This window comes from Streptomyces sp. RLB3-17, from assembly GCF_007113425.2.
GTDB classification, from domain to species: Bacteria; Actinomycetota; Actinomycetes; order Streptomycetales; family Streptomycetaceae; genus Streptomyces; species Streptomyces mirabilis_D.
In genome coordinates, this window is record NZ_CP041610.2 from 11,026,824 (window position 1) to 11,040,719 (window position 13,896).

At 68.7% G+C, this 13,896-nt stretch carries 17 protein-coding genes and 1 pseudogene; 7 read left to right on the plus strand and 11 right to left on the minus strand.

Features of this window, described 5'->3' with window-relative positions; translation table 11 throughout:
- Positions 1–9: 9 nt before the first annotated feature.
- The 8 genes and pseudogenes from FNV62_RS49640 to FNV62_RS49670 all read right to left on the minus strand — a co-directional run bounded on the left by FNV62_RS49640 (position 10) and on the right by FNV62_RS49670 (position 6,359).
- Positions 10–315, minus strand: coding sequence for a hypothetical protein (locus FNV62_RS49640; RefSeq protein WP_143629971.1), 306 nt, complete (start codon positions 313–315; stop codon positions 10–12).
- A 123-nt stretch (positions 316–438) separates the two neighbouring features.
- Positions 439–819, minus strand: coding sequence for an NUDIX hydrolase (locus tag FNV62_RS49645; RefSeq protein WP_060898592.1), 381 nt, complete (start codon positions 817–819; stop codon positions 439–441).
- A gap of 228 nt (positions 820–1,047) precedes the next feature.
- On the minus strand, positions 1,048–1,845 hold the full coding sequence (locus FNV62_RS49650; RefSeq protein WP_143652438.1) for a family 1 encapsulin nanocompartment shell protein: 798 nt from the start codon (positions 1,843–1,845) through the stop codon (positions 1,048–1,050).
- Between the two features lie 22 nt (positions 1,846–1,867).
- Positions 1,868–2,851: a Dyp-type peroxidase gene (locus tag FNV62_RS49655; RefSeq protein ID WP_143604560.1), complete on the minus strand. Its 984-nt coding sequence runs from the start codon at positions 2,849–2,851 to the stop codon at positions 1,868–1,870.
- Between the two features lie 316 nt (positions 2,852–3,167).
- Positions 3,168–3,667 (minus strand): annotated as a pseudogene (locus FNV62_RS58235) (SMI1/KNR4 family protein); the annotation flags it as partial.
- 428 nt (positions 3,668–4,095) lie between these two features.
- Positions 4,096–4,854 (minus strand): SDR family NAD(P)-dependent oxidoreductase, encoded by a 759-nt coding sequence (locus tag FNV62_RS49660; RefSeq protein WP_143629973.1) that lies wholly within the window; start codon positions 4,852–4,854, stop codon positions 4,096–4,098.
- A 125-nt stretch (positions 4,855–4,979) separates the two neighbouring features.
- Entirely contained in the window at positions 4,980–5,948 is a 969-nt protein-coding gene (locus FNV62_RS49665) for an alpha/beta hydrolase (protein WP_143629975.1), read from the minus strand.
- A 93-nt stretch (positions 5,949–6,041) separates the two neighbouring features.
- A complete protein-coding gene (locus FNV62_RS49670) occupies positions 6,042–6,359 on the minus strand; it encodes a putative quinol monooxygenase (protein ID WP_054233861.1) in 318 nt (105 codons plus the stop codon).
- 197 nt (positions 6,360–6,556) lie between these two features.
- On the opposite strand from FNV62_RS49670, the gene FNV62_RS49675 reads away from it, so the two are divergent.
- Together FNV62_RS49675 and FNV62_RS57310 are read left to right on the plus strand one after the other, a co-directional pair.
- Positions 6,557–7,462, plus strand: coding sequence for an AraC family transcriptional regulator (locus FNV62_RS49675; RefSeq protein ID WP_143629977.1), 906 nt, complete (start codon positions 6,557–6,559; stop codon positions 7,460–7,462).
- A gap of 36 nt (positions 7,463–7,498) precedes the next feature.
- Positions 7,499–7,624, plus strand: coding sequence for a hypothetical protein (locus FNV62_RS57310; protein ID WP_260691700.1), 126 nt, complete (start codon positions 7,499–7,501; stop codon positions 7,622–7,624).
- Positions 7,625–7,634: 10 nt separating this feature from the next.
- On the opposite strand, the gene FNV62_RS49680 is transcribed toward FNV62_RS57310, so the two are convergent.
- Entirely contained in the window at positions 7,635–8,591 is a 957-nt protein-coding gene (locus tag FNV62_RS49680) for a DUF3152 domain-containing protein (RefSeq protein ID WP_143652440.1), read from the minus strand.
- A 167-nt stretch (positions 8,592–8,758) separates the two neighbouring features.
- Here FNV62_RS49680 and FNV62_RS49685 point away from each other — a divergent pair, with 167 nt between their 5' ends.
- The 3 genes from FNV62_RS49685 to FNV62_RS49695 are packed head-to-tail and all read left to right on the plus strand — an operon-like array spanning position 8,759 to position 11,537.
- Complete coding sequence (locus FNV62_RS49685) at positions 8,759–9,457, plus strand: response regulator transcription factor (protein WP_143629979.1); 699 nt, start codon at positions 8,759–8,761, stop codon at positions 9,455–9,457.
- Entirely contained in the window at positions 9,454–11,010 is a 1,557-nt protein-coding gene (locus FNV62_RS49690) for a sensor histidine kinase (RefSeq protein WP_144316254.1), read from the plus strand. Before FNV62_RS49685 ends, FNV62_RS49690 begins: the two co-directional genes overlap by 4 nt.
- On the plus strand, positions 11,007–11,537 hold the full coding sequence (locus FNV62_RS49695; protein WP_097288231.1) for a hypothetical protein: 531 nt from the start codon (positions 11,007–11,009) through the stop codon (positions 11,535–11,537). The genes FNV62_RS49690 and FNV62_RS49695 overlap by 4 nt, the downstream gene beginning before the upstream one ends.
- Before the next feature lie 54 nt (positions 11,538–11,591).
- Here the strand turns inward: FNV62_RS49695 and FNV62_RS49700 are convergent, their stop codons facing one another.
- Positions 11,592–11,780, minus strand: coding sequence for a hypothetical protein (locus FNV62_RS49700; protein ID WP_060898602.1), 189 nt, complete (start codon positions 11,778–11,780; stop codon positions 11,592–11,594).
- A gap of 31 nt (positions 11,781–11,811) precedes the next feature.
- Complete coding sequence (locus tag FNV62_RS49705) at positions 11,812–12,297, minus strand: VOC family protein (protein WP_240361423.1); 486 nt, start codon at positions 12,295–12,297, stop codon at positions 11,812–11,814.
- 258 nt (positions 12,298–12,555) lie between these two features.
- Here FNV62_RS49705 and FNV62_RS49710 point away from each other — a divergent pair, with 258 nt between their 5' ends.
- Entirely contained in the window at positions 12,556–13,344 is a 789-nt protein-coding gene (locus FNV62_RS49710) for an ArsR/SmtB family transcription factor (protein WP_054233866.1), read from the plus strand.
- Between the two features lie 62 nt (positions 13,345–13,406).
- Positions 13,407–13,892, plus strand: a complete 486-nt coding sequence (locus FNV62_RS49715; protein ID WP_097288232.1) for a hypothetical protein — start codon at positions 13,407–13,409, stop codon at positions 13,890–13,892.
- Positions 13,893–13,896 lie beyond the last annotated feature (4 nt).

The window sequence follows — 13,896 nt, forward strand, 5'->3', positions numbered from 1 at the left end:
GTGGCGGGCTCACGGAGTGAGCACACGGCCTCTGACCTGGCGGTTGTGACGGCGGCGCATCACCTCGAAGGGGAGCACCGTGGCCCCGCAGCAAGCGGCCACTCCCACCCAGATCGGCAGCATGAAAACGAGCGTGAATGAGCTGACGATCCAGCCCGTCGTGAACGTCACGTCGGCCCATAGGGGAAAAAGCGCGAGCCGGGTGGAGAACAGAGGGATCGGTCGTCCTGGGCTGCGCGACGCGGCGTACTGCACATAGGTGGTGCTGGACAATGCCCCGACGATGACGGCGGCCGTGACGGTGATGATCTGCATGAGAATCTCCTAACCTGAGAAATTCTGCATCCAGAAAAGTTCACCGAGGGGCTTCGCGTCATGTCACGGAACAGCGTGACTTGAAATCAGGAACCGATCTTGATAAATGCCGCGCCCGCATCCCTACACGGGTGAATGGCCCACCAGGTAGTCCCGCACGGCTTCGGGCAGCCCCGCGTCGAGGGCTTCGGCGAACGGAGCCCAGCGGATCTGTTCTGGGCCGAGTCGCGCCTCCGCCGAGGGGGCCTGGCTCAACAGCTGGCACACCACGGCGGGCCGTGCGTCCTCTCCAGCCGTCCCCTGCGACCTGAGGACCGATGTGCCGTCGACCAGGTACCCGGTGAGCTCGTACACCAGGCGCGCCGCGCCGGCCTGTGCCGACTCGGCGGGCTGCGGGGCGCCCGACGGCAGCCCCCAGCTGTCCTGCGCGGCCACCATCAGCAGACGCCCGTCGTACACGACGACCGCGTCCACCCCGCCCCGGGCAGCCTGCTCCAGCGTCATGGCCCAACCGTCCCTTTCCTCCTCGCGCGACCGGCCGACCGGCCCCGTCCGAGCCCCCAATTCCTACCCGGGGCACATCGGTTCACGCGGCACGGCGAGCTCGTGACCACGCTCGCAAACAGCGGAATCGCCCATCGTCACCCAGCTGTTCCACCTGCACAACGGGAGCGGGAATGACCAGTGAAGCCGTTTCCCAGGGCGATCCCCGTCCGCTCGGGCGCCGTGCGGTCACGAGCCGAGTGCCACCACGGCCTCGTCGGTGTACACCAGGAAGGTCAGGCTCTGGCGGAAGTACAACTCGATCTCGTTCGCGTCATGCGCGGTGTAGCCGATCGCGAGGTCCTCACCGAGCCGCAGTTCGAAGTCCCCACCGCGGGTGGACAGCAGAAAGGCGCCGTCGACCGCGGGCGCCCAGATGGGCGGGGCGTCCAGCATCCGGCTGAGATGCTCCGTGATCGGATAGCCGTGGTCGGACGTCTCGCTCACCAGGGTGTACGCGTCGGCGCCCAGCAGCAGCGAATACGGGCCGGCGACTCCGGCCAGGCGCAGGGTCGTCAGCGCGCGGCTGACGGCATCCGGGTACGCACGTGTCTCCACGGGCAGAGCGTGCACAGGATGGGAGGCACGCCTGCGCAGCCCGTCGATGCCCGCAGCCTCGTACCCCTCGAAGACGGCCCGGTCCTCGGTGAACGCCATGGCGCGCGCCGCGTCCTTGACCGGTTGCCAGTCGGAGTCGTTCGAGCCGCGCTCCACGTCGTCCACCGCATCGCGACCGACTTTGAAGGGGACGCGCAGTTCGACCAGGGGCTGTACTTGGCGCAGGAGAGCAGTGACGTCCGGTCCGGGCCCTTCGATGCGGGTGAGATGGCCGGTACCGACCGAGGCAAGCGCGGGACCGTCGGGTCCGGTGACGTCCACGACACGACGGCCCCCCACGTTGCGCTGGAAGGTACGGCGGGCTTCCTCCTCGATCTGTGCCCATGCCTCGGGCGTGATCGGCGCCAGTTCGCGGTGCAGGTTGTTCATACCGTTGGGCGTGGACACGTGATCAGGCTCCTTTGAGACTGCCGATCCCCAGGGAGCCCTCGGTCGCCGACGCCCCGGTGGGCGCGGCGGGTGGGTCGTCGAGGAAATCGGCGCTCGGTACGTGGAACAGACAGCCGGTGACCGCCGTGGAAAAGTCGAGGATTCGGTCGTGGGTATGGGGGTGGTCACCGAGGAACATGTTCCTCAGCATCTGTTCGGTCACCTCGGGAGTGCGCGCATAGCCGATGAAGTAGGTACCGAACTCCCTTTGCCCGATGCTGCCGAACGGCATGTTGTCACGGACGATCTTCCGTTCGTTTCCGTCCGCGTCGGTGATGGTGTTCAGTGCGACATGCGAGTCCGCGGGCTTGATGTCGTCCGGCATTTCGACGTTCGCCAGCTTTGTGCGGCCGATGACCTTTTCCTGTTCCTGCGTGGGCAACGCGTTCCAGGCGGCAAGGTCGTGCACGTACTTCTGCACGATCACGTAGCTGCCGCCCGCGAAATCGGGGTCCTCGTCGCCGATGAACACCGCGTCGGCCGCGACCCGGCCCTCGGGGTTCTCGCTGCCGTCGACGAAGCCGAGGAGGTCGCGCTCGTCGAAGTACTTGAAACCGTGTACCTCGTCCACCACGGCGACCGCTCCGTAGAGGCGTTCGCCGATCAACTGGGCCAGTTCGAAACAAAGGTCCATGTGGTGGGCTCGCAGATGGAAGAGCAGGTCACCTGGGGTGGACGGGGCTCGGTGCCGGGAGCCCGTCAAAGCGACGAACGGATGCAGATCGCGTGGGCGTGGTCCTGCGAAGAGCCGGTCCCAGGCGGCGGATCCGATGCCGACGACGCAACTCAGCTCCGCGTCCGGAGCGCGGAAACCGACCGATCGTCGCAACCCGGCCACATCCTGGAGCAGATCGCGAACAGCGGGCTCGCCGCCAGGTGCCATGGTGCACACGAGGAACAGGGCGGCTTTGGCGGGCGGGGCGATCACGGACTGCGACTCAACCACGGAGCCTGCCTCCTACTTGTCGTGGCTATGGCGCTACGCACGGCAGGATAACGTGAGGAAACACAATAAATACTAGGATTGGGTCATGGTGATGTCGACCGGTGCGGGTACACCGGCGCCTGCCTGTGCGAATCGCCCCCGACCCCTGGTGGTCGAGGATTGGCGCCCCCACCCATTGCGCCTTCTTCACGAGGGAATCCTGGCGATCCGCAATAGGGGTCGTAAAAGGGTTGTGGCGGACAGGACTTCGAGGCGAAGACCCGCCGGGGCGAACCGGTCTACGCCACGGGGCCGAGGTTGCCTTCGAGGGTCGTCCGAGTGATCGGAGGGCGGTGACGGGGGCGAGGCTGAGCGGCTCCCCCTCCCACACGCCGATGGACAGGACCTCCAGCTCGGGATGGGCGGCGGCCTCGACACTGCTCAGGCCTCCGATGTTCACCCGGGCCACGGCCGGTGGCTGGTCCCCGCGAGAGCCCCGGCGTCCTTCGCCGAGTCCGTTCGACACCAGGTCGGTGAGGGAGTCGGCGAGCAGGTCGCCACCGACGTCCTGCTCATGGTCGCGCATGATGATCTGTCCGCGTGTCCGTGCGGGCCCGGTGTCAGGTCCACCGCGACGCGGTCGCCGCCGCCGCTGTGGCCGAAGACGATCCAGCCGGGGGAGCCGACCAGCCCCTGCACCGCGGCGTCGGACGGGGTGCCGACCGCCTAGAGCTCGCAGCCGACCGCATCGGAGACGCGCTCCGCCCGCTCGTAGTCGTCGCCCCAGTCCTCCCACCGCGCCCGGGTCACGCGGTAGAGCACCTTCAGCTCGTCGGGTGTCCTCGATCTGGAGGGCTCGTCCGGGCTGCGGGCGCCGCCGCGGCAGGGGCAGGCTCGACCCGTGTCGGCCGATCTTCCGCCACGTAGCCGCCCGGTGCGGCGATGCTCTCCGCGTCGGCGGTTCGCAGAAGCCGCAGTACGGGCTCCCAGGTCGCGAAGTCATGTAATGAGGGCAACGGCGGTCTCCGGTCGCTCTGGTGAACCGGCCTCGCGCTTTCGCGAGTACGGCTGGCGGGTGCTGATGGTTGCTCAAAGAGCCGAGGAGCGCCGCCGACCTGGGACGAAGGGACCTGTCAAGGGTCCCGCTCGTCGCCGGGAGAGCCGCACTCCTCAGGTGAGTCAGCGAATCGGGACCTCCTCGCGGGGGTGTGCTGAGAGCGACAGCCACCGCGCGGTGGCGCAGGCCGTTGCCGAGCTGCCCATGGCTACAAGTTGTAGCCTCCCGACACCTCGATGTTCTGAGCGGTGACCCAGCGGCTCTCCTCGGAGAGCAGGGCGGCGATCATCATGCCGATGTCATCGGGTTCGCCGACCCGGCCGAGAGCGGTCTTCGCCGCGAGGGCCGGGACGACTTCGGGAAACCGCTCGAAGGCGTCGTCGGCGATCCGGGTGCGCGTCGAGCCCGGCGAAATGGAATTGACGCGGATGCCTCGCGTGCTGAACTCCTTGGCCATGTAGCGGCTCAGCACGTCGAGGCCGCCCTTCATCGACGCGTAGGCCGAGTATCCGGGCTCCAGGCCCGACCCCATCGCCGAGTTGCTGCTCGTGTTGACGATGGCTCCACCGTCTTCCATCAGCGGCAGCAGGCGTTGCGTCAGGAAGTACGGGCCCTTGAGGAGAACCCGCATCAGCCTGTCGAACATCTCCTCGGTCGTATCCTCGATCAGCGACGTGTGTGCGAAGCCGGCGTTGTTGACCAGGTAGTCGAACGTGTCGCGCTGCCAGGTGTCGCGCAACACGTCGGCCACGGAGTTGCGGAAGGCCGGGAAGGCGCCGGTCTCACCGACGTCCAGCGGCAGCGCGACGGCAGTGCCCCCGTCCTTCTCGATCGCGGCCGCCGTCTCCAACCCTCCCTGGGAGTTGTTGCCGTAGGTCAGAATGACTCCGGTTCCTCGCCTGGCGATCTGGATCGCCGCGCTCCGCCCGATACCGGAGCTGGCGCCAGTGATGATGGCTACCTTCATGATGGTTCTCCTGGGGTGTGGTTGAGGTTCCGCCGAGGCCCGGCGCGGGCCTCGGCAACACGGGTGTCACGCGGGAAATGCCATGACCGGCCAGGGAGTCGGCCGGTGTGGCGTCGTCTGCTCCGCTATGCGGCAGAGGTTGGGGACAGGACTCGGGCGAGCCAGTCGTTGCGTGTGCGGCGGGCCTCGGCCGAGACACGCGCCTGCGGGTACAGGGCGTCGAACCCGTGGAAGCCTCCCGCCCAGACGTGGAGTTCCGCCTGGCCGCCGGCCGCCCAGATACGGGTGGCGTAGGCGACATCCTCGTCGCGGAAGACCTCGGCCGAGCCGGCGTCGACGTAGGTGGTCGGCAGGCCCGAGAGGTCGTCGGCCACCGCGGGGGAGACATGGCCGGGCACCCGCTCGTCCCGAAGGTGACCGAGCACCGAGCGCCAGCCGAACTCGTTCATCTCACGGGTCCAGACACCGGGATCGCCGGAATACTGCCGGCTCGAGATGGTGACATTGCGGTGGTCGAGCATGGGGCAGATGAGCACCTGGGCGGCGATCGGCAGGGTGCCGGCGTCGCGTGCCATCAGGGTGACCCCGGCGGCGAGGCCACCGCCGGCGCTGGCGCCCGCCACGACGATGCGGGCGGGGTCGATGCCCAACTCATCGGCGTGCTCGGCGATCCACAGCAGCCCCCGGTAGCAGTCGTCAACCAGAGTCGTGCCGCCGACTTCGGGCGCCAACCGGTAGTCCACGGAGACCACGACGGCACCGAACAGGTCGAGCCACTCCAGCGGGATGTCGATCTGTGAGAAGCGATCTCCCATGACCATCCCACCGCCGTGTATCCAGAAGACGCACGGTGCCCCCGTGGCGTGCGCGGTCCCGGCGGGGCTGAAGACCGACAGGGGAATCCGCGCACCGTCCTCGCCCGACACGGTGACCTCGCGCCGGTCGACCGAGCGGCCTTCGAGAAGGGGCTCGACCGGTGTCGACGGGAGCAGACGCAACTGCGCGAGCAGTTCGGGGCCGAGGTGGGTCATGAGCGGCATGTCGGCGAGCAGTGCACCCAGTTCGGGGTCCAAGGCGGGTCGTGCGAGAGTCACGGTGACTACCTTTCGTCGGGTCGTACGGGATGGTCGGAGGTGGAGTGCGCCTGCCCATCGGCGTGCGGAAGGGCTGGGGATCCAACAGCGGCCTCAGAAGGCGGCCTTGCCGTGAACCGGTACGTAGTCGGTGTACTCGGGGTCCTTCGCCAGCAGCCCGTCGAACCGCTTCACGATGGCCTGAGCGGCTTCGCCGGCGAAGACCCGGTGGTGGTCCTCCTCGCTGGTCCAGCCCTCGGTGACATGGACGACGTCGGGGTTGGACGCCGAACGGCAGACGAGATAGACGAGGCAGTGTTCACTCGTGCCGGGGTTGCCGTCGCTCAGGCCGGTCAGCAGCAGGTCGGCCAGCTGGTCGCCCATGCCGGGCCTGGCGGTCAGGGTGGCGTTGAATCCGTGGTTGACGATCATGACTACCTTCTTCCGCGAGGGACGGATCGTGCAGGTGTGCTGGTCCCGGAGCAGAAGACCCTTTGGCTCTGCGCTGGACTCCAGTGACTCCATTCAAGCGGTCTGACCTGCGGAAACGGTAGAACGATGCTGTCGGCTCCTTGCACAATCCTCTTCCGTGCAGGAGTCGGCGACAGGGCGTGTGCTGCAATGAAGGCATGTACCTCGAAGAGCTCCGCACCTTGCTGGCTCGACACGCACGGCCGGAGTGGACCACCGCCATCGACGGCGTCCTCATCTCGAAGGTCGAGCGGTCCGACCCGCCGGCGCCGTCGATGACCGGCACGGTGCTCGCGGTGATCGCACAGGGCGCCAAACGCCTCGCGCTGGGCGACCGGGTGTACGAGTACCGCGCTGGGCAGTACCTCGTCGCGTCGGTGGACCTGCCTGTCACCGGCCAGTTCACCGACGCCGACCCGGAGCACCCGGCACTGGGTTTCGGTCTCACGCTGGAACCGTCCGTCGTCGCCGAACTGCTGCTGCAGGCCGGGCCCGGAGATGCCCCTCGCGCCGGCGGCAGCGCGTTGCCGGGCATCGCCGTCAGTGACGCTCCGGATCCGCTGCTCGACGCGGTGGTCCGGCTGCTGCGCCTGCTCGATGAACCCCGCGACCGGACGGTGCTCGCGCCGCTCGTCAAGCGGGAGATCCTGTGGCGGCTGATCACCGGCGAACAGGGCGGTATCGTGCGCCAGCTCGGCCTCGCCGACAGCAGCCTCAGTCACGTCGCGCGCTCGGTGCGGTGGATCCGCGAGCACTACGCGCAGCCGTTCAAGGTCGAGGACGTGGCGCAGTTGGCCGGCATGAGCGTCTCCGCCTTCTACCGCAACTTCCAGGCGGTGACCGCGATGAGCCCCATCCAGTTCCAGAAACAGATCCGACTGCAGGAGGCCCGACTGCTGCTCGCCACCCACCCCAACGACGTCACCGCGGTCGGCCACCGCGTCGGCTACGACAGCGCGTCACAGTTCAGCAGGGAGTACCGCCGCCAGTTCGGCGCACCCCCGAGCCAGGACGCCGCCCGCCTGCGTCACACCGCGCACACCACCGCGGGCGCTTTTCCCTGACACGACGGGACATCAAGGTACCGCCGTCTTCAGGTCATGCCGAACCGGCGGCAGCGAGTGGCGGATGTCGGTACCGGCGATGAGGACTCCCAAGCGGCGCAATGGCTGCTCGTCGACGAGCAGTTCAAGGAAGACCTCCCGCAGCGCTTCGGCGGCCGGTGAGGGTGGCCGGTCAGGGCACGGCAGGTCCCGTGATGAGTCGGCCCTCCCTGTCGTACGGCCAGACGTTGGGGACGCAGTCGTGCATGCCCTTGATCTGCTGCATCATCACGGGGGCCGGTTTGCCCGCGCCGGGGCAGGTCACGTGGTTGTGGCCGAGGAAGTGGCCGACCTCATGGTTGATGATGAGCGCCCGGTAGGCGGCCACGTCGTGCGCGTACACCGGAGTCGCCAGCAGCCACCGTCTGAGGTTGACCACGACGTCCTTGCCCACGCTGCAGTTGACCTCACCGCCGGTGTCGAGTCCGTACCGGCCGCAGATCCTGTCCACCGTTCCCGGCGTGGCGAGCCGTACGACGAAGTCGGGCGTGCCGCCGGTGACGCGCCGGAACGCGCTCTCGCCGTCGGCCGTCCAGCCGCGCGGGCCGGCGAGTATGCCCTCCACCTGCTTGGCGACGTCGGCGGCCGACTGCTCGAGACCGTCCTCGACGACGACCTCGTAGCGCAGCAGCCGGCTGCCCCGCCCCACGGTCCCGCTCCCACCGCCCGCGGTGGTGAACGTGCCGGGGCCCGAGGACGGGACGGAGTCCGGGGAGGAAGCCGGTACGGACGAGCCCGAGGACGGCGCACCCACCTCGCTGGTCCTGGCGTCCGGTTCCTTGCTGTGCTCGGCACCGACCGCTGTACTGCTCGGCTTCGCCGACCCGTCCGGTGTCGTCGAGGGCTCGTCCGGCGCCGACCGGGAGGGCCGTGCGGCGGCACCGGGCCGGTCGTCGCTTCCGGAGGCCGTGGGCGTCGTCCGGTTGATGGCGAGCGTGGCGACGGAGACGAGGACGGCGAACGCGGCGACGACGCCCCCCAGCAGAGGCCCCTTCCCCTTCCGGCCGCGCCCGCCGGCGTGAGCGGGGCCGCTGCGACGACGATGGGATCGCGGGGGCGGGGGCGGGGGCGTCGCACGGTGGGCGGTCATGGTCATGGCCGTCAAGACTGTGCACACGATGTGATGGGACCTGGATCGGAAGACAACGAGACCGTAACGCCCGATCGTGGGTGAGGCTATGTGATCGTCCCGTAACAGTTCCCTGGCCGGACGTGGTCTCCGTGTCAAGTCCCCTGATCCGTACGGATACTGAGTTCATGCCACGCGTTCTGCTCATCGAAGACGACCGCGCCGTACGGGAGGGCGTCCTGCTCGCGCTGAGCCGCCAGGGACACGACGCCGCCGCCGTGGGGACCGGCGAGGACGGGCTGGCCCGGCTGCGGTCCTTCCGACCGGATGTCGTCGTGCTCGATCTCATGCTGCCCGGCCTGAGCGGTCTGGAGGTGTGTCGCCGGATCCGCACCGAGGACCAGGTGCCGATCATCATGGCGACCGCCCGGGGCGACGACACGGACATCGTGGTCGGCCTCGAAGCGGGAGCGGACGACTACGTCGTGAAGCCGGTACAGGCACGCGTCCTGGAGGCCCGTATACGTGCTGTCCTGCGCCGGGTCGGCGGAGCGCCCACCGACGGTGGCATACCGAAGATCGAGGCCCACGGGGAGAACGGCGAACTGGCCATCGACCGCTCCGGGTTGGCCGTCACCCGGCAGGGCGTGCCGGTCTCCCTCGCCCCTTCCGAACTGCGGCTCCTGCTCACGCTCTCGGCCTCGCCCGGACAGGTGTTCTCCCGGCAGCAGTTGCTGGAGGCGGTCTGGGAGCACAGCTACCACGGCGACTCGCGGCTGGTGGACGCCTGCGTCAAGCGACTGCGCACCAAGATGGGCGAGCCGGCGGGGCAACCGCGCTACATCCAGACCGTGCGCGGTTTCGGCTACCGGTTCCGGTCCAGGTGAAACCACCGCTGCGCGGCCTGCGCGGCCGACTGCTCGTGGCGTTCGTGCTCGTCGCCGCCGTCGCCACCCTGACCACAGGCGCCCTGACCTTCCGTGAGGCCCGCACCGGGGTGCTCCAGCAGAGCCAGGACAATGTGATCAAACGCCTGCGATATCACGTCAACGCCCTGGCGGCAGGCGTCAGTTATCCTCCGACCCGGTCCGACCTGGAGTGGCTCGCCGCTGAGGTGGCCCGCGCGGAACCCGCGCAGAACTGGCGCGTACTGGCCACCTATCGCGAACTGCGGGCCACCTCCACACCACAGGACAGGTTCACCGAGCTGACACCTGCCATGCGGTCGGCCGTGAGCTCCCGCCGGGCCGCCGTCTTCCAGCGGGTGTCGACGCACGGCGGTTCCTCGCTCGTTGTCGGCCTGCCCGTCACCCTCGAGACCCCCAGCGAACACCCGGCCTCCGGGGTCGCGGTCTTCCTGACGGTGCCGCAGACCGGTGAACAGGGTTACGTCGACGCCCTCGTCGCCGCCATCGGCCGCGCCGTCCTGCCCGCCCTCGGCCTGGCCGTCCTGCTCGCCCTGCTGGCCGCCCGGGGTGTGCTGCGTCCCGTACGGGAGTTGCGCCGCGCCACTCGCAGGATCGCCGAGGGCCACCTGGACACCCGGCTCGCCATCAACTGCTCCGACGAACTCGCCGACCTTTCCCACACCTTCAACGAGACCGCGGCCGCGTTGGAGGGGTCCGTGGCCGAACTGCGCCGCATGGAAGCCCGTGCCCGCCGTTTCGTCGCGGATGTGTCGCACGAGCTGCGCACACCGCTGGCCGCGATGTCGGCGGTCACCGACGTCCTCGACGAGGACGCGGCCGGGCTGACCCCGGACACCGCCACGGCCGTACGGCTCATCAGCGAGGAAACCGTGAAGCTGGCCCGCCTGGTCGACGACCTGATGGAGATCTCCCGCTTCGACGCGGGCGCGGCGGCCCTGCAACTGGACGACATCGACCTCGCCGAGTCCCTCCGCCGCACCCTCGCCGCCCGCGCCTGGCTGGACTCGGTGGACACCCGGCTCCCCGAGCCCGGCGAACTGCGCGGCCGGGTCGACCCGCGCCGCCTCGACGTGGTCGTCGCGAACCTGGTCGGCAACGCGCTCCGCCACGGCGCACGCCCCGTACAACTGCTCCTGTACGCACGGGAGTCTCCGGACGCGGACGACACGGGGTGGGCGGTCATCGAGGTGCGGGACAGCGGGCCGGGCATCCCCGCCGACGTCCTGCCGCACGTATTCGACCGCTTCTACAAGTCGGACACCGCCCGGACCAGAACGGAGGGCAGTGGACTCGGGCTCTCGATCACGGCCGAGAACGTCCATCTGCACGGTGGCACGGTCCGGGCCGCGAACCGCGCGGACGGCGGTGCCGTGTTCACGGTCGGGATCCCCCTGACACGGCCCCCGCAAGGGCCCAGGAATCAGCTTCTGGAACAGCCCCCGGAAGGGCCTTTGACACAGTCTCCGTTCCAGAGGCCTCTTGGACGGCCTGCGGAACGGGAGGGTTCATGAGCCGCACGCGCCGGCCGTCGCGGATCGCGCTGCTGCTCACGACCGCCTTTCTGCTCTCCTCGTGCGGCATTCCCGAGACCGGCGTCGTGGAGGCCGGAGAGCCCGCCACCGGCATCCGGCCGACCTACGTCCTCTACTTCGTCGGTGAGGGAACCCTGCTTGCCGTGCGCCGCCATGTCCTCGGCCCGGGCGGCATCGAGACGGCCGTGGCGATGCTGTTCCAGGGCCCGGACGCCCAGGAACGCGGTAAGGGCATGACCACCGAGCTTCCGTCGATGAGGGACGCCCCGACGGTCCGGACGGACGGCGGACGGCTGTCGATCGAACTGCCGGACGGGACTGCGCCACTGACCGAGACAGCACTCGCCCAGCTGATCTGCACAGCCGCCGACGCCCGCCTCGTCGAGACCCCGGACGCCGACACCGCGTCGACGCACGTGACAGTGACCGTTCCCGTGACGGGCCCCGGCGGCTGGCGGGCCGATGGTTCCAGCACGACGTGCCCATCCATGACGGGGACCGGCTGATCCCGCGAGGCCCACCCCCTACGCCTCACCGTACGATGACGCCACAGCCGGCCTTCACCGCCCCAGTGATTCCATGTGGAGCGCGGCGTCGTCGGCCGCCTCGTCGGGAGCCCGGCCGTTCTCACGGGCGACGATGTACGCGGCGTACCAATCCGACCAGTGGTGCTTGGGGGCGCTCGCCTCGTACGGGCCGTGGTGCTCCTCGGTCTCACGCAGGAGTTCTGCCAGCGTGGGGATGTCCATGGCGAAGCCTCCTCGGTCGGGGCGTCACTCGTCACCGCCCCGGTAGTCGCACCTGGACCTCTTGCAGCACCCACCCGTTGCCGTCCGGATCGCTGAACGAGGCGAATGAGGCGTAGCTGCGGCCCTCTGGATCGGGGCCGTCCGCGTGATCCTGCACGCCCGCGTCGTAGACGTTGTGGTAGATGTCGCTCACCTCGACGCCTCTGCTGATCAGGTCGGCACAGGCCTGCTCCAAGTCGGAGACCACAAGGTAGTTGTGGGCGGAGCCCGGCGCCGCAGGGGTGATCCCGCGGCCGAAGTGAATCGAGCATTCCGACCCCGGTGGCGTGAGCTGCACGAGCCGGAATCTCGGACTGGCCTCGAAGTCCGCGTCGAGCCGCCACCCCAGGCTTCGGTAGAAGTACAGGGCGCGACTGACGTCGGTGACCGGGATGACGGCGACCTCGAGCCTCATGCTCATGGTCGGCTCCTTGACGACGTCCGTAGCGTCGTCCTGCTCTCTCTGCTGGGTGCTCATGGCGATCTCCCATGACGGCCGCCCGGTTCGGCTGTGGCCCCTGATAGGCCTCCACCGGCGGGAACCCGAGCACCGGCTCCGGGTCACCCATGGACCGACTACGCGGTAGTTGTCGTACGACCGATGATATTGGCGATGACGCCCGACGGCGCGCCGAGCTGATCGTTCCCCGGGTGAATGAAGGCTGCCGAGGAACCGCCCTTGACGTTATGCAGGTAAGTACCTGCATAATAGAGTGTGAGCCACGAAGCTAGAGCGATGGACTTGGTCTTCAAAGCGCTGGCCGACCCCACGCGGCGACTTCTGCTCGACCGTCTGCGCGAGCACAACGGCCAGACGCTGAGCGAGCTGTGCGAGCGGTTGGACATGACCCGCCAGTCGGCGACACAGCATCTCGACATCCTGGGGCAGGCCAACCTCGTGACCGTCGTGCGACGGGGACGGGAGCGGCTTCACTACCTCAACCCGACACCGATCCACGAGCTGGAGGAGCGCTGGATATCGGGGTTCGACAAGCCCCGCCTGCAAGCGATCAGTGCCATCAAGAACCAGGCAGAGGAGTACGCCATGACCGACGGACCCACGTCCGTACCGACCTACGTCTATGTCACCTACATCCGCGCGAGCGCGGAGCAGGTGTGGCAAGCCCTGACGGACGCGGACCTGACAGCGCGATACTGGGGACACGCCAACATCTCGGACTGGCAACCCGGTTCGACCTGGGAGCATCGACGCGTCGACGGCTCAGGCGCCGTCGATGTCGTCGGTCAAGTGATCAAGACCGAGCCTCCGACACGCTTGGTCATCACCTTCGAGGACACCCCCGACGCCGAAACGCCGAGGGAGCCGTCGGTCGTCACGTTCCTCGTCGAACCGCACGAGGACATCGTCCGCCTCACCGTGACCCACGAGAATCTCCCCAACCAGGAGATGCTCAACGGCATCTCGCGCGGATGGCCGGCCGTGTTGGCGAACCTCAAGTCGCTGCTCGAGACCGGCGATGTCCTCCCGCAGGCGCCATGGGAGATGTCTCCCGGGCACGTCTGAGCCGGCACCCGCCACCACCGTGCCGTACCCACCCTCGCGCAGGTCCGCAGAAAGAAGTCGACATGATGGACGCCACCCCGCTGCGGGACGCCTACCGCGCGCTGCTGGACGCCGCTGCCACCGTGGCCGGCTCAGGCGACACGAGCCCCGCCCCGCCGACCGGCGAATGGAACGCCGAGCAGATTCTGGCGCACGTCGCCCTCGTCAACGCCGCCACCCTCGCCACGGTCTCCTGTGTCGCCGCGGGATCGAACACGACGTACGACAACCGCATGGCGCTCGACACCTGGACCATCGAACGCCTCATCGCGCTCGCCGGCGGCAACGCGGGGCTTCGAGACCGCATCCGGCTCCAAGGGGACGCCCTGTGCGCACTCGGCGGACCGATGCTGAGCGACGCCGAACTCGACACACCGGTGCCGACCCGTCTCCTGTCCAACGACACCGTCCTGGTAGATCAGCCCATGCCGCTGAGAGACCTCATCACCGGCCTCGCGGAAGTGGAGCTGCCCGGCCACACCAAACAGCTCCTGGCCCTCCTGGGCTGAGCGC

Bases quoted from the DNA above. Each gene is read 5' to 3' on its own strand.
- FNV62_RS49685 (WP_143629979.1), top strand. From the start codon at position 8,759: ATGCCACGCGTTCTGCTCATCGAAGACGACCGCGCCGTACGGGAGGGC.
- FNV62_RS57310 (WP_260691700.1), top strand. From the start codon at position 7,499: ATGCCGAACCGGCGGCAGCGAGTGGCGGATGTCGGTACCGGCGATGAG.
- FNV62_RS49670 (WP_054233861.1), bottom strand. From the start codon at position 6,359: ATGATCGTCAACCACGGATTCAACGCCACCCTGACCGCCAGGCCCGGC.
- FNV62_RS49650 (WP_143652438.1), bottom strand. From the start codon at position 1,845: ATGAACAACCTGCACCGCGAACTGGCGCCGATCACGCCCGAGGCATGG.
- FNV62_RS49680 (WP_143652440.1), bottom strand. From the start codon at position 8,591: ATGACCGCCCACCGTGCGACGCCCCCGCCCCCGCCCCCGCGATCCCAT.
- FNV62_RS49700 (WP_060898602.1), bottom strand. From the start codon at position 11,780: ATGGACATCCCCACGCTGGCAGAACTCCTGCGTGAGACCGAGGAGCAC.
- FNV62_RS49660 (WP_143629973.1), bottom strand. From the start codon at position 4,854: ATGAAGGTAGCCATCATCACTGGCGCCAGCTCCGGTATCGGGCGGAGC.
- FNV62_RS49705 (WP_240361423.1), bottom strand. From the start codon at position 12,297: ATGAGCACCCAGCAGAGAGAGCAGGACGACGCTACGGACGTCGTCAAG.
- FNV62_RS49695 (WP_097288231.1), top strand. From the start codon at position 11,007: ATGAGCCGCACGCGCCGGCCGTCGCGGATCGCGCTGCTGCTCACGACC.
- FNV62_RS49645 (WP_060898592.1), bottom strand. From the start codon at position 819: ATGACGCTGGAGCAGGCTGCCCGGGGCGGGGTGGACGCGGTCGTCGTG.
- FNV62_RS49640 (WP_143629971.1), bottom strand. From the start codon at position 315: ATGCAGATCATCACCGTCACGGCCGCCGTCATCGTCGGGGCATTGTCC.
- FNV62_RS49675 (WP_143629977.1), top strand. From the start codon at position 6,557: ATGTACCTCGAAGAGCTCCGCACCTTGCTGGCTCGACACGCACGGCCG.
- FNV62_RS49715 (WP_097288232.1), top strand. From the start codon at position 13,407: ATGATGGACGCCACCCCGCTGCGGGACGCCTACCGCGCGCTGCTGGAC.
- FNV62_RS49710 (WP_054233866.1), top strand. From the start codon at position 12,556: ATGGACTTGGTCTTCAAAGCGCTGGCCGACCCCACGCGGCGACTTCTG.